The sequence below is a fragment of the Novosphingobium mangrovisedimenti genome (assembly GCF_025153475.1).
Classification (GTDB): domain Bacteria; phylum Pseudomonadota; class Alphaproteobacteria; order Sphingomonadales; family Sphingomonadaceae; genus Novosphingobium; species Novosphingobium mangrovi_A.
This window is the reverse complement of sequence record NZ_JANZXA010000002.1, coordinates 255,999-275,419: the sequence shown is the minus strand read 5'-3', so window position 1 is coordinate 275,419 and position 19,421 is coordinate 255,999. Positions and strand designations below refer to the sequence as shown.

At 65.0% G+C, this 19,421-nt stretch carries 18 protein-coding genes; 15 read left to right on the top strand and 3 right to left on the bottom strand.

Annotation, left to right across the window (positions count from 1 at the left end):
* The first annotated feature begins 2 nt into the window (after window positions 1-2).
* The 6 genes from NZK81_RS04755 (at window position 3) to NZK81_RS04730 (ending at window position 7,435) form a co-directional block, all read left to right on the top strand.
* Window positions 3-344 (top strand): JAB domain-containing protein, encoded by a 342-nt coding sequence (locus NZK81_RS04755; protein WP_260044378.1) that lies wholly within the window; start codon window positions 3-5, stop codon window positions 342-344.
* 469 nt (window positions 345-813) lie between these two features.
* Entirely contained in the window at window positions 814-1,386 is a 573-nt protein-coding gene (rimP, locus tag NZK81_RS04750; protein ID WP_260044376.1) for a ribosome maturation protein RimP, read from the top strand.
* 2 nt (window positions 1,387-1,388) lie between these two features.
* The gene (nusA, locus tag NZK81_RS04745; RefSeq protein ID WP_260044374.1) at window positions 1,389-3,017 is read left to right on the top strand and encodes a transcription termination factor NusA; all 1,629 of its coding nucleotides are present in this window, start codon (window positions 1,389-1,391) and stop codon (window positions 3,015-3,017) included.
* Entirely contained in the window at window positions 2,998-3,717 is a 720-nt protein-coding gene (locus NZK81_RS04740; protein WP_260044372.1) for a DUF448 domain-containing protein, read from the top strand. Before nusA ends, NZK81_RS04740 begins: the two co-directional genes overlap by 20 nt.
* A gap of 23 nt (window positions 3,718-3,740) precedes the next feature.
* Window positions 3,741-6,383: a translation initiation factor IF-2 gene (infB, locus tag NZK81_RS04735; protein WP_260044370.1), complete on the top strand. Its 2,643-nt coding sequence runs from the start codon at window positions 3,741-3,743 to the stop codon at window positions 6,381-6,383.
* 518 nt (window positions 6,384-6,901) lie between these two features.
* Window positions 6,902-7,435 carry a DUF1697 domain-containing protein gene (locus NZK81_RS04730; protein ID WP_260044368.1) on the top strand — a complete coding sequence of 178 codons (534 nt, stop codon included), beginning with the start codon at window positions 6,902-6,904 and terminating at the stop codon, window positions 7,433-7,435.
* A gap of 67 nt (window positions 7,436-7,502) precedes the next feature.
* Here NZK81_RS04730 and NZK81_RS04725 read toward each other — a convergent pair whose 3' ends face one another.
* Window positions 7,503-7,874, bottom strand: coding sequence for an RcnB family protein (locus NZK81_RS04725; protein WP_260044366.1), 372 nt, complete (start codon window positions 7,872-7,874; stop codon window positions 7,503-7,505).
* 107 nt (window positions 7,875-7,981) lie between these two features.
* On the opposite strand from NZK81_RS04725, the gene rbfA reads away from it, so the two are divergent.
* The gene (rbfA, locus tag NZK81_RS04720; RefSeq protein WP_260044363.1) at window positions 7,982-8,374 is read left to right on the top strand and encodes a 30S ribosome-binding factor RbfA; all 393 of its coding nucleotides are present in this window, start codon (window positions 7,982-7,984) and stop codon (window positions 8,372-8,374) included.
* A gap of 22 nt (window positions 8,375-8,396) precedes the next feature.
* On the opposite strand, the gene NZK81_RS04715 is transcribed toward rbfA, so the two are convergent.
* Both NZK81_RS04715 and NZK81_RS04710 read right to left on the bottom strand, forming a co-directional pair.
* Window positions 8,397-9,005 carry a YceI family protein gene (locus NZK81_RS04715; protein ID WP_260044362.1) on the bottom strand — a complete coding sequence of 203 codons (609 nt, stop codon included), beginning with the start codon at window positions 9,003-9,005 and terminating at the stop codon, window positions 8,397-8,399.
* A 240-nt stretch (window positions 9,006-9,245) separates the two neighbouring features.
* Window positions 9,246-10,865, bottom strand: coding sequence for a DUF1963 domain-containing protein (locus tag NZK81_RS04710; protein ID WP_260044360.1), 1,620 nt, complete (start codon window positions 10,863-10,865; stop codon window positions 9,246-9,248).
* Window positions 10,866-10,986: 121 nt separating this feature from the next.
* On the opposite strand from NZK81_RS04710, the gene NZK81_RS04705 reads away from it, so the two are divergent.
* The 8 genes from NZK81_RS04705 to NZK81_RS04670 all read left to right on the top strand — a co-directional run bounded on the left by NZK81_RS04705 (window position 10,987) and on the right by NZK81_RS04670 (window position 19,333).
* Window positions 10,987-11,577, top strand: coding sequence for a thymidine kinase (locus tag NZK81_RS04705; protein WP_260044713.1), 591 nt, complete (start codon window positions 10,987-10,989; stop codon window positions 11,575-11,577).
* A gap of 158 nt (window positions 11,578-11,735) precedes the next feature.
* Window positions 11,736-12,656: a sulfotransferase gene (locus tag NZK81_RS04700; RefSeq protein WP_260044358.1), complete on the top strand. Its 921-nt coding sequence runs from the start codon at window positions 11,736-11,738 to the stop codon at window positions 12,654-12,656.
* Between the two features lie 50 nt (window positions 12,657-12,706).
* Complete coding sequence (locus NZK81_RS04695; protein ID WP_260044355.1) at window positions 12,707-13,393, top strand: site-2 protease family protein; 687 nt, start codon at window positions 12,707-12,709, stop codon at window positions 13,391-13,393.
* Between the two features lie 126 nt (window positions 13,394-13,519).
* Window positions 13,520-13,897 carry a DUF6491 family protein gene (locus NZK81_RS04690; protein ID WP_260044353.1) on the top strand — a complete coding sequence of 126 codons (378 nt, stop codon included), beginning with the start codon at window positions 13,520-13,522 and terminating at the stop codon, window positions 13,895-13,897.
* Window positions 13,898-13,945: 48 nt separating this feature from the next.
* On the top strand, window positions 13,946-14,947 hold the full coding sequence (truB, locus tag NZK81_RS04685; protein WP_260044351.1) for a tRNA pseudouridine(55) synthase TruB: 1,002 nt from the start codon (window positions 13,946-13,948) through the stop codon (window positions 14,945-14,947).
* A gap of 5 nt (window positions 14,948-14,952) precedes the next feature.
* The gene (gene rpsO / locus NZK81_RS04680; RefSeq protein WP_260044349.1) at window positions 14,953-15,222 is read left to right on the top strand and encodes a 30S ribosomal protein S15; all 270 of its coding nucleotides are present in this window, start codon (window positions 14,953-14,955) and stop codon (window positions 15,220-15,222) included.
* Window positions 15,223-15,403: 181 nt separating this feature from the next.
* On the top strand, window positions 15,404-17,686 hold the full coding sequence (gene pnp / locus NZK81_RS04675) for a polyribonucleotide nucleotidyltransferase (protein WP_260044347.1): 2,283 nt from the start codon (window positions 15,404-15,406) through the stop codon (window positions 17,684-17,686).
* Window positions 17,687-17,866: 180 nt separating this feature from the next.
* The gene (locus NZK81_RS04670; protein WP_260044346.1) at window positions 17,867-19,333 is read left to right on the top strand and encodes a ComEC/Rec2 family competence protein; all 1,467 of its coding nucleotides are present in this window, start codon (window positions 17,867-17,869) and stop codon (window positions 19,331-19,333) included.
* The last annotated feature ends 88 nt before the right edge of the window (window positions 19,334-19,421 follow it).

The following is a 19,421-nucleotide window of genomic DNA, read 5'->3' as shown; positions in this document are numbered from 1 at the left end:
ACATGGGTGGCCTGCGCAGCGAGATCATGCTCGAGGTGCTGTTCGACGCCCGTGGAAATCTTTGCGGCTATCAGGCGCGTTGCGAGGGGCGGGTCGGGGCGATTTCGGCGCGCTACCGCCAGTTGTTTGAGTATGCCTTCAGGATGAAGGCGGCCGGATTCGTGCTGGTCCACAACCATCCGTCAGGCGATTCGCGGCCGAGCGTGCAGGATATTGCCGCAACGCGCGCGCTGGCGGCTGTCGCGCGGGCAATGGACGTGGAGTTTTTCGATCACGTGATCGTTGGCGGGCGCGCGGCCGTAAGCATGAAAAGAGCGGGACTGATCCCCGGCGCGCGCGTCTAGGAAGAGAAAAAGGAGAGGAAGCGTGCTGAAATGGCGATCGCCGCGCGGAAAGGGCGGCGCCGGACCACGGGCCGGGCAGTGTGCCGGCTGGTGGTGTCGGGCCCCGGGCAGCGCGATTCGGTAGATCATGCGCAATTCCCGCGCCTCCTGGCGGCTGGCGCAGGGTGCCCTGCAGTGCGGCTTTGCCGCATCCCCCCTCTGCAGGGAAGACGCCACGGGGGAGTGGCGGCCTGTCGTGCGTCGGGAAGTAATTCCCGGCGCACGCAGGTTCCTTTCGGGCATTCCCGGATTTCTTCGGCGGAGCGCGGGCTCTCGGTGCGACGCCACTTGCCTTTTGGGGGGAATGCGCCTATCTGCCCCTCATCCCGACATTGGTGAAACAAGGTTCGGGCTGGCGCCGGAGGGGGCCGGCACGGAACCGCGTTGCATCGATGTCGCTTCGACATCGTTCTGTATCTGGAGTTCCCGCGTGGCCGATATCGCCCGCATCACGCAAGTCATCGAGCCCGAGGTCAAGGCCCTCGGCTTCGATCTCGTGCGCGTGCGGATCTTCGGCAAGAGCGAGGTCGGTGACGACGAGATCGCGCTGCAGGTCATGGCCGAGAACCCGGCGACCGGCCAGCTCGTGCTCGACGATTGCGTGAAGCTGTCGCACCGCATTTCCGACCGCATGGATGCGCTCGAGGAAGCCGGCGAGGTGCTGATCGAAGAGGCCTATCGGCTCGAGGTTTCCTCGCCGGGCATCGATCGTCCGCTGACCCGTCCGAAGGACTACGCCAACTGGGCCGGGCACGAAGCGCGGATCAACCTGATCGCGCCGGTGGAGGGCAACCGCAAGGCGCTCCACGGCGATCTGGTCGGCATCGAGGGTGAGCCCGGTGCCGAAGTGGTTGCGCTCGATGACCGCAAGTCGGGCCGCGTCAGCTTTCCGCTGACAGACATTCATTCCGCACGGCTTGTCCTGACCGACAAGCTGATTGCCGCAACCCGCCCGCTGGAGACCAGCGGGGCCGACGAGATTCTCGAGGAACAGGAAGACTGACCATGGGCAGTGCGATTTCCGCCAACCGCGCAGAGCTGCTTGCGATTGCGAACTCGGTCGCATCGGAGAAGATGATCGACAAGTCGATCGTCATCGAGGCGATGGAAGAGGCCATCCAGAAGTCGGCCCGCAACCGCTACGGCGCCGAGAACGACATCCGCGCCAAGCTCGATCCGCGCACCGGCGACCTGCGCCTGTGGCGTGTCGTCGAGGTGGTCGAGGAAGTCGAGGACTACTTCAAGCAGGTCGACCTGAAGCAGGCCGAGAAGCTGCAGCCGGGCGCGAAGATCGGTGACTTCATCGTCGATCCGCTGCCGCCGGTCGATCTCGGTCGCATCGATGCGCAGTCGGCCAAGCAGGTGATCTTCCAGAAGGTCCGCGACGCCGAGCGCGAGCGTCAGTACGAGGAATTCAAGGACCGCACGGGTGAGATCATCACGGGCGTGATCAAGTCGGTCGAATTCGGCCATGTAATCGTCAATCTCGGCCGCGCCGAGGGCGTTATCCGCCGCGACCAGCAGATCCCGCGTGAAGCCGCCCGCGTTGGCGAGCGCGTGCGCGCCATCGTGCTGCGCGTCGAACGCCAGAACCGCGGTCCGCAGATCTTCCTCAGCCGCGCGCATCCCGAGTTCATGAAGAAGCTCTTCGCGCAGGAAGTGCCCGAAATCTACGACGGCATCATCGAGATCAAGGCCGCTGCCCGCGATCCCGGCTCGCGCGCCAAGATCGGCGTGATCAGCCACGATCACTCGATCGACCCGGTCGGCGCCTGCGTCGGCATGAAGGGCAGCCGCGTCCAGGCCGTCGTGCAGGAACTGCAGGGCGAGAAGATCGACATCATTCCCTGGAGCGAGGATACCGCGACTTTCGTCGTCAACGCGCTGCAGCCCGCGACGGTCAGCCGCGTCGTCATCGACGAGGAAGAGAGCCGCATCGAAGTCGTCGTGCCCGATGACCAGCTTTCGCTGGCGATCGGCCGCCGCGGCCAGAACGTGCGTCTGGCCTCGCAGCTCACCGGCTCGCAGATCGACATCATGACCGAGCAGGAATCGAGCGAGAAGCGCCAGAAGGAATTCCAGGAACGCTCGAAGATGTTCGAGGAAGAGCTCGACGTCGACGAAACGCTCTCGCAGCTGCTGGTCGCCGAAGGCTTCACCGAGCTGGAGGAAGTCGCCTACATCGAGATGGCCGAACTGGCGGCGATCGAGGGCTTCGACGAGGAACTGGCCGAGGAACTCCAGAGCCGTGCCCACGAGGCGCTCGAACGCCGCGAGGAAGCCGCGCGCGAGGAACGCCGTTCGCTGGGCGTCGAGGATGCCGTTGCCGAATTGCCGCACCTCACCGAGGCCATGCTGGTCACGCTCGGCAAGGCCGGCGTCAAGACGCTCGACGACGTTGCCGATCTCGCCACCGACGAACTCATCGCCAAGAAGCGCACCGAGCAGCGCCGCCGCGATGGCTCGGTTAACCGCCGTGCCCGCGACGAGGACAAGGGCGGCGTTCTGGGCGAATATGGCCTGACCGAAGAGCAGGGCAACGAGATCATCATGGCTGCGCGCGCGCATTGGTTCGAGGACGAAGAGCCTGCCGCCGATTCCGGGGAGGCCGCCGATGCGGAATCCTCACAATGAGCGCGTAAGCTCCGACATCGATAGCGCGAAGGCGGAGAGGACCTGCATCCTCTCCGGCGAGAAAGCTGCGCGGGATGACTTCGTGCGTCTGGCGATTTCGCCGGACGGGCTGGTCCTTCCCGATGTCCACGCGCGTGCCCCCGGGCGCGGCGCGTGGATCGGCGTTTCCCGCGATGCCCTTGAAAATGCGCTTGCGAAGGGCAAACTTAAGGGTGCGCTGGCGCGCGCCTTCAAGGGTGCGCCGCTTTCCATTCCGGATGACCTGCCCGACAGGATCGAACAGGCGCTGATCCGTGCGCTGACCGAACGGCTGGGGCTCGAACTCAAGTCCGGCAAGCTGCTGATGGGCTCGGACCGGATCGCGCAGAACGCGCGCGAGGGCCGTGTCGCGTGGCTGGGCCATGCGGCCGACGCGAGCGAAGACGGCTCGCGCAAGCTCGACCAGGCCTGGCGCGTGGGAAGCGAAGCGGAAGGCAGCGGGCTGAAAGGCATGCGCTTGCCACTGGACCGGGAGACGCTGTCTGTGGCATTGGGCCGCGACAACGTCGTTCACCTGGCGCTGAACGATCGCGGAGCGGCCGAGCGAGTCGCTTCGCTGCTGCGGCGCCTCCTGCATTTCCAGGGGCAGGCCGAACGCAACGCGGCCGGTATGGTTGATGATAACGGGCAGGCTCAGGCCGCGCCCGCGACGACGAATTGAGATTGAAGGGCACGACGAGACTTATGAGCGAGACCGATAACAAACCGACCCTGGGCCGCAAGCCGCTTGGGCTTAAGCGCTCGGTGGAAGCGGGTGAGGTCAAGCAGACCTTCAGCCACGGCCGCACCAACAAGGTCGTGGTCGAGGTGAAGCGCCGCAAGGTGATCGGCAAGCCCGGTTCGGAAGCGCCTGTCGAGGCCAAGGCCGAGGTTCCCGCGCCCGCTCCCAAGCCCGCGCCCAAGAAGCCGGCCCCGGCTCCCCGGCCCGCGCCCAAGAAGCCGGCCGCGAACGCCGGCGAGACGCCGCAGGAACGCGTCGCCCGCCTGCAGCGAGAGGCCGAGGAAGCCCGCCTCGCCGCGCTCGAGGAAGCGAATCGTCGCGAGCAGGAAGAAAAGCTGCGCGCGATCGAGGAAGAAAAGCGTCGCGCCGAGGAAAATCGCCGCGCCGAGGAAGAAGCTGCCGCTGCTGCCGTGAAGGCCGAGGCGGAAGCCGCCAAGGCCCCGCCGGCGCCCGAAGAGGTCGTGCCCGCTCCCGAAGCGCCCGTCGCCAAGGAAGAGGCCGCTGAGGCGCCCCTCAAGACCGAAGAGACGGCCAAGGAAGCTCCGGCGGCCACGCCGGTTCCCGCACCGCGCCGCTTCACGCCGGTCCAGCGTTCCGAACCTGCGGCCCGCAAGCCGGAACCGGCCGCCGGTGCCAAGAAGCCCGAGGCTGCCAAGAAGGGTGGCGCTCCGGCGCGCGGTGCCGAGCGCAAGGGCGGCGACCGCCGTCAGTCCGGCAAGCTCACGGTCAGCCGCGCGCTCAATGAGGATGAAGGTGCACGCGCACGTTCGCTCGCCGCGCTCAAGCGTGCCCGTGAGAAGGAACGCCGCGCGCACTTCGGCGGCCAGTCGCAGCCGCGCGAGAAGCAGGTCCGCGACGTGATCGTCCCCGAGGCGATCACCGTTCAGGAACTCGCCAACCGCATGGCCGAGAAGGGCGCCGACCTCGTGAAGGCGCTGTTCAACATGGGCATGATGGTCACCGTCAACCAGACGATCGACCAGGACACCGCCGAGCTGCTGGTGACCGAATTCGGCCACAACATCGAGCGTGTCTCGGCCAGCGACATCGATATCGATACCTCGACCGACGTCGATACCGAGGAATCGCTGAAGTCGCGTCCGCCGGTCGTGGCGATTATGGGCCACGTCGACCACGGCAAGACCAGCCTGCTTGACGCGCTGCGCGGCACCGACGTGGTGCGCGGCGAGGCGGGTGGCATCACCCAGCACATCGGCGCCTACCAGATCAAGACCAAGAGCGGCGATCAGATCACCGTGCTCGACACCCCGGGGCACGCGGCCTTCACCCAGATGCGCATGCGCGGTGCCAATGTCACCGACATCGTCATCCTGGTGGTCGCGGCCGACGACGGCATCATGCCGCAGACGATCGAGGCCATCAATCACACCAAGGCCGCCGGCGTCCCGATGATCGTGGCGATCAACAAGTGCGACAAGGAAGACGCGAACCCGCAGAAGGTGCGCGAACGCCTGCTCGAGCACGAGATCATCGTCGAGGAAATGTCGGGCGACGTGCAGGACGTCGAGGTTTCGGCCAAGACCGGCAAGGGGCTGGACGAACTGATCGACAAGATCCTGCTCCAGGCCGAGCTTATGGAGCTCAAGGCCAATCCCGATCGTCCGGCGGAAGCCACGGTGATCGAAGCCAAGCTCGACAAGGGCAAGGGCCCGGTCGCGACGGTTCTCGTCAACCGCGGCACCCTGAAGCGCGGCGACATCTTCGTGGTCGGCACCGAAAGTGGCCGCGTCCGCGCGATGAACGACGACAAGGGCCGTCAGGTCAAGGAAGCCGGTCCCTCGACCCCGGTCGAGGTCCTCGGCCTCGGCGGCGTGCCGATGGCGGGCGATACCCTGACCGTGGTCGAGAGCGAGCAGCGTGCCCGCGAAGTCTCGGCCTGGCGTCAGGAACAGGCAACGGCCAAGCGTACCGCGATGGCGCCTGCCAGCCTCGACACGATGTTCTCGGCGCTGGCCGCCAAGCAGAACGTCATCGAGTATCCGGTGGTCATCAAGGCCGACGTTCAGGGTTCGGTCGAGGCGATCAACGCCGCGCTCCACAACCTCTCGAACGACGAGATCAAGGTGCGCATTCTGCACTCGGGCGTGGGGGCCATCACCGAGACCGACGTGACGCTGGCTTCGGCCTCGGGCGCGCCGATCATCGGCTTCAATGTCCGCCCGAACGCCAAGGCGCGCGAGCAGATCGAGAAGACCAAGACCTCGATGATGTACTACGACGTCATTTACGAGCTTACCGAGGAAGTCGCCAAGCAGATGGCCGGCATCTGGGGGCCCGAGCGCGTGGAAACCGTTGTCGGCCGCGCCGAGGTCAAGCAGGTCTTCCCGGCCGGCAAGAAGGACAAGGCGGCAGGCCTGCTCGTCGTCGAAGGTGTCATCCGCAAGGGGCTGCATGCCCGTCTCACGCGCAACGACGTCATTGTCTCGGCAACGACCATCGCCTCGCTGCGTCGCTTCAAGGACGACGTCGACGAAGTGCGCACGGGCCTCGAATGCGGCGTGGTGCTGGCCGACACGAACGACATCCGGGCGGGCGACCAGCTCGAAGTCTTCGAAGTCTCCGAGCGCGAACGCACCATCGGGTAAGCCGTGGCGAAGAGCCGGACACGCAAGCGCAAGCCTGTCGCACGTCCGGCTCGGAAGCCCTCGAAATGGCGCACGGCCCATTGGGAAGGTGTCGATGCCGGTTGTCTGCCGGTCGGCGCTTTTGCAGTGCTTGGCAGTGCCTTCCTATGGTGTGCGCTTGAAGTGAGCTGACACCCGCTAGGCTCTGTCGGAAATTCAACCCGGAGCGACCGTGCCGATCACTTGTGCCTTTCCGGCCGCAACCCGCGGCGGAAAGGCAGGTGATTATGCATGACCATTGATACTGCAGTGATTCTGGTTATCGGGGTTGCGACCTTGCTGGTTGGCCTCGTGACCTTGATGATCAAGCTCGTCGAGCTGGGTCGCAAGTAGCCAGTGAGGGGGGGCGGTGCTGGAACATCGGCCTTCAATACGTATCGAGCCCCGGGCGCTGGAATACCCGAGGCTCGGGCAGGTGAAATGAACATTTCAACCGCAGTGATTGGTGTGAAATACTCCGATTGACAGGATTTTTCAAGATGACCCGCTATCTCGCCCTGTTCGGCTCCATCAACGTTGGCGGCAATCGGCTGACGATGGCGGACTTGCGCTATGCCTTCGAGCGCGAGGAGTTCGAGAACGTCGAGACGGTCGTCGCCAGCGGGAATGTGCTGTTCGATTTCGACGAGAGACCGACAGACGGGTTGGAAGAGCTCTTTGCCCACATGATGCTGGAGCGCTTCGACATCGACAGCTTCGTGGCGGTGCGCACGAAGGGAGAGGTGCGCGCGGCGGTCGAGGACAACCCGTTTGTCGGCAGCGGCGAGGACAAGTTCGTCCACACCCATTTCCTCGAAAGCCAGCCCGAGCCGGCCCGGTTCGAAAAACTCCTTGCCGATCATGCCGGGCGCGGGAACGAGAAGCTCGCGATGGGGCCCCGGTGCCTCTATATCGATTACGTCGATGGCGTCGGTAACAGCAAGCTCACCGCCGCTTTCATCGAGCGGCGTCTGGGGTGCCGGGGAACGGCGCGCAATGCCCGTTCGCTGGCCCGCATCCTCTCGAAGATGTGAAAAGGGCGACGCACTCCGCCACGTGCGCCGCCCCTCGATCAAGTGCGGATAAGCCCGTCTTGCCCGATCAGCGAATGAGGCCGCTGTAGACCGCGTAGACCTTGAAGGTGCTCGTGCCGATCAGCAGGACGTCGCTGCCTGCGCGGACATAGCGATAGCCCTTGCGCGGCGCGGGCAGGCGCTTGTACTTGCGATAGTCGACGATCTGATAGTTCCTGGCATAGCGCCGGTCGAACTTTTCACCCTTCCGGAAGGTCTTGTAGACCTTTTTCTTTTCGACCTTTTTCGCGGTTCCCTGTCCGGACTTGCTCGGACCCTTGTTTTGATTCTGATTGTGCGACTGTTGTTGCGGCGGTTTTTGCTGCTGGGCCATGGCCGGTGCAGCCATGCCGGAAACGGCGAGCGAGGCGGCAATCAGGGCGGCGGAAAACAATCTCATCATTTGGCTCCTTGTGTACTGGTTTCACAAGGATAACGCCCTTTCGGGGCTTTTGGGGGTAATCAATTGTTGCAAATTGTCATCCGCTGCCCACATGGATGCAGACGATGGCACGCCAGCAATTCACACCCGAACAGCACTCCGTTCGCCTGCTCAAGGTGGGTGAACAGGTGCGCCACGCGATCAGCGACATTCTCACGCGCCAGCAGGTGCATGACGATACGCTCTCGGCGCATTCGGTATCGGTCACCGAAGTGCGCATGACGCCCGACCTCAGGCAGGCGACGGTCTATGTTAAGCCGCTGCTCGGCGTCGACGAGGAAGCCGTGCTCAAGGCACTGCGCACCAATACCGCCTATTTCCAGCGCGAGGTTGCCCAGCGGCTCAAGCTCAAGTTCGCGGCGAAGATCCAGTTCCGCTCCGACGAGACGTTCGACGAAGCGAGCCGGATCGATGCGCTGCTCGATGATCCCCGGGTAAAGCGCGACCTAGAGGACTGAGGGCTTCCCGAAAGGCCGTGGCCTATCGCGGCATCATCCGCGTGCGGATGGTGATGTCCACTTTCTTGCCGACGACAAGCGACCACGCGGTCATGCCGTAGTCGCGCCGGTCTATCCGCATCCGGCCTTCAAGCTCGATCGGCGTCGCGCCCCGGCTTGCGAGCGGATCGCTGCCGAACGTGACGTGCATCACCTCGGCGCGGGTCACGCCGCGCGCGGTTAGCTGGCCGGATACTTCCGCCGTGCGCTTGCCGGTCATGTGGATCGTGTCGCCTGTAAAGCGCACTTTGGGGTGGTTCTCCACATCGAAAAAGTCGGCGCTCTTCAACCGCTTCAACGTAACGTTGTCCGACGCGCGCAGGGCCCGTGCGTCAAGCGTGACGTCGAAGGTGATTGATCTCGGTTCCTGCGAATCCGGTTGCGGAGCCAGCGTGACACTGCCCACCATGGCCGGGAATCGTGCGGTCTTGCTCGCGATGCCCATGAAGGCCACCCGTGCGCTGACCGCACTCGATGCGGGATCGAGCTGGTAGTGCCACACAGTGCCGGTGGACGAGCCTGCGGGCACCGCGATCGCGGCGAGAAGGACGAATGGCAGGGCCGATCGGACGATCAGCGGGCGACCGAGCATGGTGCTCTTTCTGTTTGTTGTTGCGTCGGCAAGGCTGCCCTTCGACATGGAGCGTGTCAACACCACCCAGGGGGAGACAGGGTCATGAGCGATTTCGCGTTCCTGCGCGGGGGGCGGACAGGGCGGTTGGGTATGGGACGAGACGATCGCCGCGATCGGGCGCCAGTCGGGAGGCACCGCGCGTTGCCTGGCGCTTGACGCGCCGGGGTGCGGCGCGAAGCGCGGCGTCGATACGCCAGGTCAGGCGCACTCGAAGGTGAGTTGCACGGCCTCCCAGTTTCGGTTCGCCGCGTCCTCGGGGCTGATCCAGAACTGGAACAGGCCCATTTCGCCCCAACGCCATTCCATCATGTCGTCGTAGCCCAGTTGCAGCAGCAGGATGTCGCCGCGATGGTCGTCGCGCGCGCTCTGCTGGCGGCCGCCGAGGCCGAACATCTGGTGCTGGTGCCGCGTCGGCAGGCGATAATCGCGGTTGATCCGGGCAAGTTCGTCCTCGGGTATCGCCGTCAGCGCATCGGGCGCGCTCGTGATCATGGTCCGCAGCGACAGCGTGGCCAGATCGGAGGCCGAGCGCGGGACATGATGGCGCACGAGATCCCCGTAGCCGGCATGCAGTTCGGTCAGCAGGTCCGCGATCACCTCGCCTTCCTCGCGCGTCAGCGGCTGCCATGGGTCGCGATCGGCCGAGAACTGGTCCAGCGCGGTGATGGCGTCGGGCAGGGCCTCGCGCTGGGCCTCGATCGCCGCGAGAGCGGCCTGCCGTTCGACGAGTTCCGCGCGCGCGGCTTCGAGGGTGGCGTCATCCGCGTCGGCCCGGGCTTCCAGGCCTGCCAGCGTTTCCGCTGCCTGCCGCACGCCGTCGCGGCGGAGCGCGACGGGCCTTGCCGAAGTATCGAAGGCATTGTGGATCTGCGCGGCGAGATGGCTCACGCCATGCCACCACAGTGTCTCGCCTTCCGCTGTAAAGGCGGACCTGCGCGGTGCGACGTGGTGCGACAGCAGGTTGGCCATGGCCTGTTCGATCGCCTTGTCGCGCTTTGCGTCACGATGGTCGCGCAGATCGTCCGGCAGATCGAGCGCGAAGGGATCGACCGGCCAGAACGGAAAGAAGTAGCGGCTCAGGACGCCGGCGCGCGCGGGAAAGGGGTATCCGCCCTCGTCGAAGGCGGGCGGCAGGTCCTGCGGGGGTTCGGAGAAGTCGTGTTCTCCGGCAGGTACGGATACGACGGCGCCCGTGCCGAGGAAGAAGGCCAGCGAGCCGTCCCACGGCAGCGGCGATTCCGGGCAGGCGGCGGCCAGTTCGGTGAGATCGATCTGGGCCGCGAAAGGCAGTGGCGTGCCGTTGGCGTCGCGCGGCCATTCGGCATCGCCAAGCCGGGGCAGTCCGCCCAGCCAGCTACGGTCGGAAAACCAGTCGCGATCCCGCTCGCGGGGTTTGCGCACCAGCGCCACGGGCCGGGACGGCAGTGGTGTCGGTTCCGTGCCGGTTTCATTGGCAGCGCGGCGGCGCAGGCTGGCGATCCTGTCTTCGGGCGCCAGCGGATCGGGTCGCCAGACGGGCCCCGGGGACGCGTCTTCCCGCTTTGAGCGCTTGCGGGGACGGGGAGACGTGGCCGGGCCACCTGCCGGTTTGTCATCACCGATCACTGCCGCTGCCAGCATCGTCAGCACGACGCCGAGCCCGAGCAGTCCCATCACTGCGGCGCTGCGTCCGCGCTGCGCGATCAGCCAGGCCGCGCCCCGGTCCAGGAGGTTGAAGGTGCCGGGATCGGAGGAAGGCGTATGGGGCGCCAGAGCGACGTAGAAGGCCGCGAGGGCGGTGAGCCCGAACGCCACGATCATGACGATTAATCTCTTCATGCCTCCCTCCGCACGTATTCGGCAGGCTTCTCTTAGAGAAGGATGGTTAATTTCATTCAAGCGGGGAGAAGCGGGGGCAATCCCGTGCACGGTGCAACGGGGAGTGTTATCCCCAGTCACGATGGCCAAGCTCTACTTTTATTATGCCAGCATGAATGCGGGCAAATCCACCACGCTGCTGCAGGCGAACTTCAACTACAACGAACGCGGCATGCGCACGATGCTCTGGACAGCCGCGATCGACGACCGCAGCGGGGAGCGGGGCGATGGCCATGCGATCGAAAGCCGGATCGGCCTGCATGCGAGCGCCTGCCGCTTTTCGGAGGCCACCGACCTGCTCGGGGAGGTGAAGGCGGTTCATGCCGTGGAGCCGCTTTCCTGCGTGCTGGTGGACGAGGCGCAGTTTCTCACGCCCCGGCAGGTGTGGCAATGCGCGGACCTTGCCGACAAGGTGGGCATTCCCGTGCTGTGCTATGGGCTGCGCACGGATTTTCGCGGAGACCTGTTTCCCGGCTCGGCGGTCCTGCTGGGAATTGCCGATACGCTGGTCGAGCTCAAAGGAGTTTGCCACTGCGGGCGCAAGGCTTCGATGAACCTGCGCGTGGACGACGGGGGGATGGCGGTGAGCGACGGCGCGCAAACCGAAATCGGCGGCAACGACCGCTATGTTGCTTTGTGTCGCCGCCATTTCAGCGAGGCGCTGGGCCGCTGAGCGCCCTCTCGGGCAGGCTCGTGCGTGCAGGTGGACGCGCGGCGAGGGCGGTCCCCCGCATGCGCACCCCGGTTGCCTTGCAATGCATTGAAATTTTCCTGCAACCTCCTTCGGCAAAGATCGCCGCAGCGCGATGGAAAAGAACGAAGCGGGATCGCATGCAGAGCACGATTGTCCATCTGGGATATCACAAGACGGCCACGACCTGGCTGCAGAAGCAGGTGTTTCCGCGTGCCACCAGCCACGACTACATCCCGCGCAAGACCGTGCAGGACGCCTTCATAGCACCTGCCGGAATGCATTTCTGCCCTGAAGAGGCGCGCCGGGTGCTCTCGCTCAACGGCCGCAACCGGCCCGTTCTGCTCAGCGAGGAAAACCTTTCGGGCTATATCCACAACGGCGGCCTTCACGGCTTTCTGGCCCCGGAGATGGCCCGCCGGATAAAGGCGGTCTTTCCCGAGGCGCGGATCGTCCTGTTCATCCGCAACCAGTTCGACATCTGCCGGGCAAGCTATGCGCAATACGTCTCCGGCGGCGGGACATGGGGGCCGCGGCGCTACTTTGAAACCGCCCGCTATGTCCGCGGGGCCCTGACCAGGCCGTGGAAGGCGCCGGTCTTCGAGTTCGAGCACTTCGAGTACGATCGTCTCGTGGCCCACTATGACAGCCTGTTCGGCGCCGACCGGGTGCACGTCTACCCCTACGAGTGGCTCAGCGACCGTTCCACGCTGATCGCGCGTATGGAAGCCGATCTTGGCCTCGCGCTGGAGGACCTGCCGCCGGAGGGAGAGCGGGCGAACCGGTCGCTGGGCGCGGCCGGGCTGACGGTGATGCGCGGCGTGAACCTGTTTACGCGCCAGTCGGTGGTCAACAAGGACCGGATCGTCGACCTGCCGGGCGGGCAAGTGCTGCGCCATGGGGCGAAGTGGCTGGTCGGACGGATGCCGGCGATCAACCGCAATCCAGCGCGGCTTTCCGGCCGCTTGCAGCAGCGCATCGCCGAGCATTACCCGCACAGCAACCGGCGCCTGCTGGAAATGCGCGATCTTCCGCTGGAAGAGCTGGGCTATCCGGTCTGAGCGGCACTTGCGCCATTGCCGGTCTTCGGGGGCATCCCTAGATGTAGGGCATGAACGATTTCCTGCTGCAGGCCGCAGCGATCATCATTCCCCTGATCATCGCGATCGTGTTCCATGAAGTCGCCCACGGCTGGACCGCGCGGCTGCTGGGTGATCCGACCGCGCACGAACAGCGCCGGCTCAGCTTCAACCCGCTGCGCCATGTCGATCCCTTCGGCACGATCATCCTGCCCGCAATCCTGTGGCTGACCACGCATACCGCGTTCGGTTGGGCCAAGCCGGTGCCGGTCAACAAGTGGCGCCTGCGCGATCCGCGCCGGGGCATGATGGCCGTCGCGGCGGCCGGGCCGGCGATGAACCTGGTGCTGGCGGCCATCGGCGCGGTGCTGCTGGGGCTGCTGGTCCGTCTTGCGGGTGACAGTGCGGCCCCGTCCCTCCAGTTTCTGGCGGACAACTTCGGCAACTTCATCATGATCAACGTCTTCCTGGCGTTCTTCAACCTACTGCCGATTCCGCCCTTCGACGGATCGCATATCGTCGAGGGTCTGCTGCCGCCTTCTGCGGCCCGGACTTACGCGAAGCTGCGTCCCTTCGGCTTTGCCTTGCTGTTTCTCGTGCTGCTGGTGCTTCCGCGGCTGTTTCCGGGCTGGGGAATCATCGAGCGCGTGGTCGTTCCGCCCGTGATGTGGCTCGGCGACTATTACATGCACCTCGCGCGGCTGGTCGCCGGGGCCTGAGCGCGGGCAGCGCGCCTTTATCGGCAGTTCAGGTTTGTATCACTTTGTCCCATTGCCTTGCCGGTCCGGCGGGCGATGACGATCTGGAGTGCGCGGGGAAGCTGATCGATAAGAAGGAGACTTGCGATGAGACGCCTTTCTCTGCTCATTCCCGCCGTTCTCATGGCCGCTGCGCCCCTTTCCGCCATGGCCGACGAGGCCAGGCCGCAGGCCGAGGCCTCGGTGCCCTTTGCCAACCACGGCGGCGTCTGGAACTGGCGCTCGGACGGGAACCGGACGGTCTATTTCGAGGACAGCCGCAGGAACTGGTACAAGGCCGAACTGATGGGATTTTCGCCGGACCTGCCGTTCGTCGAATTCATTGCCATCGATACGCGCCCCAACGGCACGCTCGACAGGTGGAGCGCGGTCTACATCCATGGCCAGCGTTATCCCTTCACATCGTTCGAGAAGGTCGACGGGCCGCCGTCGAAGCACAAGAAGAAGGACGCGCCGGAAAAGTGATCCGCGCGCGCCGTTGACCAATCCGGCCACGGCGCACATGGGGTCGGGATGACGCTTCCCCCGACACCGCATGGCTGGATCATCCTCGACAAGCCGATCGGCCTCGGTTCGACCCAGGCTGTGGCCGCCGTCAAGCGCAACCTGCGCGAGGCTGGGTATGGCAAGAAGACCAAGGTCGGCCATGGCGGCACGCTCGATCCGCTGGCAAGTGGCATCCTGCCCATCGCGCTGGGCGAGGCGACCAAGCTGACCGGGCGCATGCTCGATGCCAGCAAGATCTATGAGTTCACGGTGCAGTTCGGACGCGAGACGGACACGCTCGATCTGGAAGGCGCGGTGATCGCCGAGAGCGACGTGCGGCCCACGCGCGATCAGGTGGAAGCGGTGCTGTCGCGCTTTACCGGCCCGATCGAGCAGGTGCCGCCCGCTTATTCGGCGCTGAAGGTCGACGGCCAGCGCGCCTATGACCTGGCGCGCGCGGGTGAGGACGTGAAGCTGAAGTCGCGCAGCGTGGAGATATTTGCCTTATCTCTCCTCCCCTTCAGGGGAGGGGCTGGGGGTGGGGCTTCTCCGCGCAGCGCAGTGTCTGCCGATGGGCCCCACCCCACCCCCTCTCCTGAAGGGGAGGGGCTTCAGGACGTGACTTTCCGTGCCCATGTCTCCAAGGGCACTTATATCCGCTCGCTGGCGCGCGACATTGCCCATGCGCTGGGCACCTGCGGCACGGTGACCATGCTGCGCCGCGTCAAGGCCGGCCCGTTCGACCTGTCCCATGCGATTTCGCTGGACAAATTGAACGAAACGGGTAAGGGCGCGCCTCTTGAACAGATACTCTTGCCACTGGAGGCGGGGCTGGACGACATCCCGGCCATCGACCTCAGTCCGGAGCAGGCAAGGGCGGTCCGACAGGGCCGCGTTCTGACCGGGCTGCCCCAGGAAGACGGGCTGCATTGGGTGCGTGAAGGAAGAGTTCCGGTCGCGCTGATGGAGCTTTCGGGCGGAGACGCACGCGTCGTCAGGGGGTTCAATCTTTCGGATGTCGCGGAGTAAATTGAATGTCGGTTACTGCAGAAAAGAAGACGGAAATCATTTCGGACAACGCCCGCGCCACTGGCGACACGGGTAGCCCGGAAGTCCAGGTCGCGATCCTCACCGAGCGCATCCGCAACCTGACCGAACACTTCAAGACGCACCACAAGGACAATCACTCGCGTCGCGGTCTGCTGGCCATGGTCAACAAGCGCCGCTCGCTGCTCGACTACCTCAAGAAGAAGGACGTCGAGCGCTACAACGCCCTGATCCAAAAGCTCGGTCTGCGTAAGTAAGCACCGAAGTGGAGGCGGCCCCCAGCGGGCCGCTTCTTGTATCCGGGCAACCCATTTGGGTATCCTCGCAATCCGGCGGGGGGCCTGGGGGCCATAAAAGGCCCCACACCGGACCGGGACGGTATCCCCGGCAGTAAACCCCGCGCGTGCAATAGGGCCCGCGGGCCTGAGGAAACTCTCTATGTTCGACGTCAAAACCGTATCGATGGAGTGGGGCGGAAAGACCCTCACCCTTGAAACCGGCCGCATTGCCCGTCAGGCCGACGGCGCGGTCCTCGCCACTTATGGCGAAACTGTCGTGCTGTGCGCTGTCACGGCCGCCAAGTCGGTGAAGGAAGGCCAGGACTTCTTCCCGCTCACCGTCCACTACCAGGAAAAGTTTTCGTCCGCCGGCCGTATCCCCGGTGGCTTCTTCAAGCGTGAACGCGGCGCGACCGAAAAGGAAACGCTGACCAGCCGCCTGATCGACCGTCCGGTGCGCCCGCTGTTCCCCGAAGGCTTCTACAACGAGATCAACTGCATCGCGCAGGTCATGTCCTATGACGGCGAGACCGAGCCCGACATCGTTGCCATGATCGCCGCTTCGGCCGCTCTCACCATTTCCGGCGTTCCCTTCATGGGCCCGATCGGCGCCTGCCGCGTCGGCTTCATCGATGGCGAATACGTGCTCAACCCGAAGCAGACCACTGCTCTCGAGGACGGGCGCCTCGACCTCGTCGTCGCCGCCACCGGCGAAGCCGTGATGATGGTGGAATCGGAAGCCAAGGAGCTGACCGAGGACGAGATGCTCGGCGCCGTCATGTTCGCGCATGACGAGTGCAAGAAGGTCGCCAACCTCATCATCGACCTTGCCGAAAAGGCTGCCAAGGAGCCCTGGGAAATCGCGATCAGCGATAACTCGGCGATCAAGGACAAGCTCAAGGACGTGGTCGGCGCAGACGTTGCCGCCGCCTACAAGCTGACCGACAAGTCGGCCCGCTCGAACGCGCTCAACGAGGCGCGTGCCAAGGCCAAGGAAGCCTTCGCCGACGCCGACGCGCAGACCCAGATGGTCGCCATCAAGACCATGAAGAAGGTGGAAGCGGACATCGTTCGCGGCGCCATCCTCAAGGACGGCACCCGCATCGATGGCCGCGCGCTCGATCAGGTCCGCCCGATCGAATCGATGGTCGGCTTCCTGCCGCGCACCCACGGTTCGGCGCTGTTCACCCGCGGTGAAACGCAGGCGATCTGCACCACCACGCTGGGCACCAAGGACGCCGAGCAGATGATCGACGGCCTCGAAGGCCTGTCGTACTCGCCGTTCATGCTGCACTACAACTTCCCGCCCTACTCGGTCGGCGAAGTGGGCCGCTTCGGCGCCCCGGGCCGTCGCGAGATCGGCCACGGCAAGCTGGCATGGCGCGCGCTGCACCCGGTGCTGCCCTCGAAGGAGGACTTCCCCTACACCATCCGCATCCTGTCCGACATCACCGAGTCCAACGGCTCGTCCTCGATGGCGACGATCTGCGGCGGCTGTTTGTCGATGATGGACGCGGGCGTTCCCATCGAGCGTCCGGTTTCGGGCATCGCCATGGGCCTGATCCTCGAAGGCGAAGAGTTCGCGGTCCTTTCGGACATTCTGGGCGACGAGGACCACCTCGGCGACATGGACTTCAAGGTGGCCGGCACCGAGAACGGCATCACCACGATGCAGATGGACATCAAGATCGCCGGCATCACCAAGGAAATCATGGGTAAGGCGCTGGAGCAGGCGAAGGCCGGCCGCGCGCACATTCTGGGTGAAATGCAGAAGGCCCTCGGCTCGGCCCGCACCGAGCTTTCGGCCCACGCACCGCGCATCGAGACGATCCAGATCGACAAGTCGAAGATCCGCGACGTCATCGGCACCGGCGGCAAGGTGATCCGCGAGATCGTTGCCGAGACCGGCGCCAAGGTCGACATCGACGACGAAGGCGTGATCAAGATCTCCTCCTCCGACATCAACCAGATCGAGGCTGCCAAGGCCTGGATCCAGGGCATCGTCGAGGAACCGGAGGTCGGCAAGATTTACACCGGCAAGGTCGTCAACATCGTCGACTTCGGTGCCTTCGTGAACTTCATGGGCGGCAAGGACGGTCTCGTCCACGTCTCCGAAATGAAGAACGAGCGCGTCGAGAAGCCGACCGATGTCGTGTCGGAAGGCCAGGAAGTGAAGGTCAAGGTCCTCGAGATCGACAACCGCGGCAAGGTCCGCCTGTCGATGCGCGTGGTCGACCAGGAAACCGGCGAGGAGTTGGAGGACACCCGTCCGCCCCGCGAACCGCGCGGTGACCGTGGTGGCGATCGCGGCGATCGCCGTGGCCCGCGTCGTGGCGGCGGTGGCGGCCGTGACCGTGACCGTGGTCCGCGCCGCGACCGTGGTGGCGACAACGGCGGTGGCGGCGATCCCGACCACATGCCGGCGTTTCTGAAGGAAGACTGATCGGCAGAACCGGTCAGCGGCCCCAGGGACGGCTGACCGGTTGCCTCCTGCCCCGGTGGCAGGGATGAAAAAGATGAAAGGGCCGCGATTTCGCGGCCCTTTCTGTTTTGATGCATGATAATCTCCGACATGCTCCGGTAATACTGGTCAAGCAGACTTGTCGTATCGGGAGAGAGTGTCATGAAATACCTTGACGACGACATTGTCGACTTGCGGCGGGACGACGGATCGACCTGGCAATACTATTGGGGTGATCGGGTCGAGATCGTGCCGGGCAACGGTCCCGACCAGCGCGTGCGCGTGATCGGCCACGACGGGGCGGTGATCGACGAGGGCCGCATTCGCGCTTCGGCGAAATTGCGCGATACGCCGATCCTGAAGCTGTCGATGATCGACGTGCAGCAGGGCGACGGCCTGATCCTTGAAACGCCCGGCGGCAAGGTGATCTTCATCGACGGCGGCGACAACCAGCTTTTCGCCCGCCACGCCGCCGCGCGTTTTCGCGGCACGTCGGATGCCAGCCCGCTGGTGGTGGACCTGATGCTCGTGACGCATGGCGATGCGGATCACTTCGACGGGCTCAACGACTTGCGTCGTTCCGAGACGGACAGCCGGGCGCGCAAGCGCATTTTCGTGGCGCCCAGGCGCTATTACCACAACGGCATCGTCAAGCGCCCCGGCAGCAAGCCCGACGGCACGCGGCGCCGGGATGTCGAGAAGCTCGGGTCGACGACCGAGGTCGGCGGCGAGACTTTCATCACCGGCCTCGTCGACGATCCCGGCGCGCTTCCCGCCGAGGAACGCAATGCGCCGTTCGAGAGCTGGTGCGAGACCCTCGACGCATGGGAGCCGCGCGTCCTGGCGGTGACCGGTGCGCCCATCGAACGTCGCCGGATCGATTACACCGTCAGCGACGCATTCGACTTCCTTGCCGTCGAGGATGTCCATGTCGAGTTGCTCGGGCCTATCGTCGAGGATACCCCGGCAGGTCCCGGACTGCGTTTCCTGCGCGATCCGCCCGACGATGCCGCGCTGATGCTCGGCACCGAGGAAGTGACGGGCGGCAGCCTCTCGGCAAGCCACACCATCAACGGGCACTCGATCGCGATGCGCCTGCGTTATGGCAATGTGCGTTTCCTGTTCACGGGCGACATGAACCAGGAAGCGGGCCAGCGCCTGCGGCAGGCCCTTCCTGCGGCCGCGCTGCGCTGCGAGATCCTGAAGGCGCCGCACCATGGGTCTGCCGATTTCGACATGGAAATGCTGATGGAAGCGGGGCCGGTGGTCTCGCTGATCTCCTCGGGCGATGAAAGCGCGGCCAAGGAATACATCCACCCGCGCGCAACGCTGATGGCGGCCCTTGGCAAGGCGTCGCGCACCACCCCGGCGGTGATCTTCATCACCGAGCTGGCCGCGTTCTTCAAGGTGATCGGCTATACCGAGGACAAGGCCGGGCGGCGCTTCTTCGCTTTCGAGCGGACCAACTTCGGCATCTGCCACGTGCGCACCGACGGCGAACGCGTGCTGGCGTTCACCCATTCGGGCAAGAAAGGCATGAACGAGGCCTATCGCTTCACCGTTTCGGGGAGCGGTGCGGTGCAGTTTGCTGCCAAAGCGTCCAAGGTTTCGGCGCCGCGGAAGAATTGATCGCGTCCTGCGGAAAGGCTTGGCCCGAAAGGGTTTTCCGGAAAGGTTTGGCGGGGCGCGCATACCAAAGCGAGACACGTGCTTCACC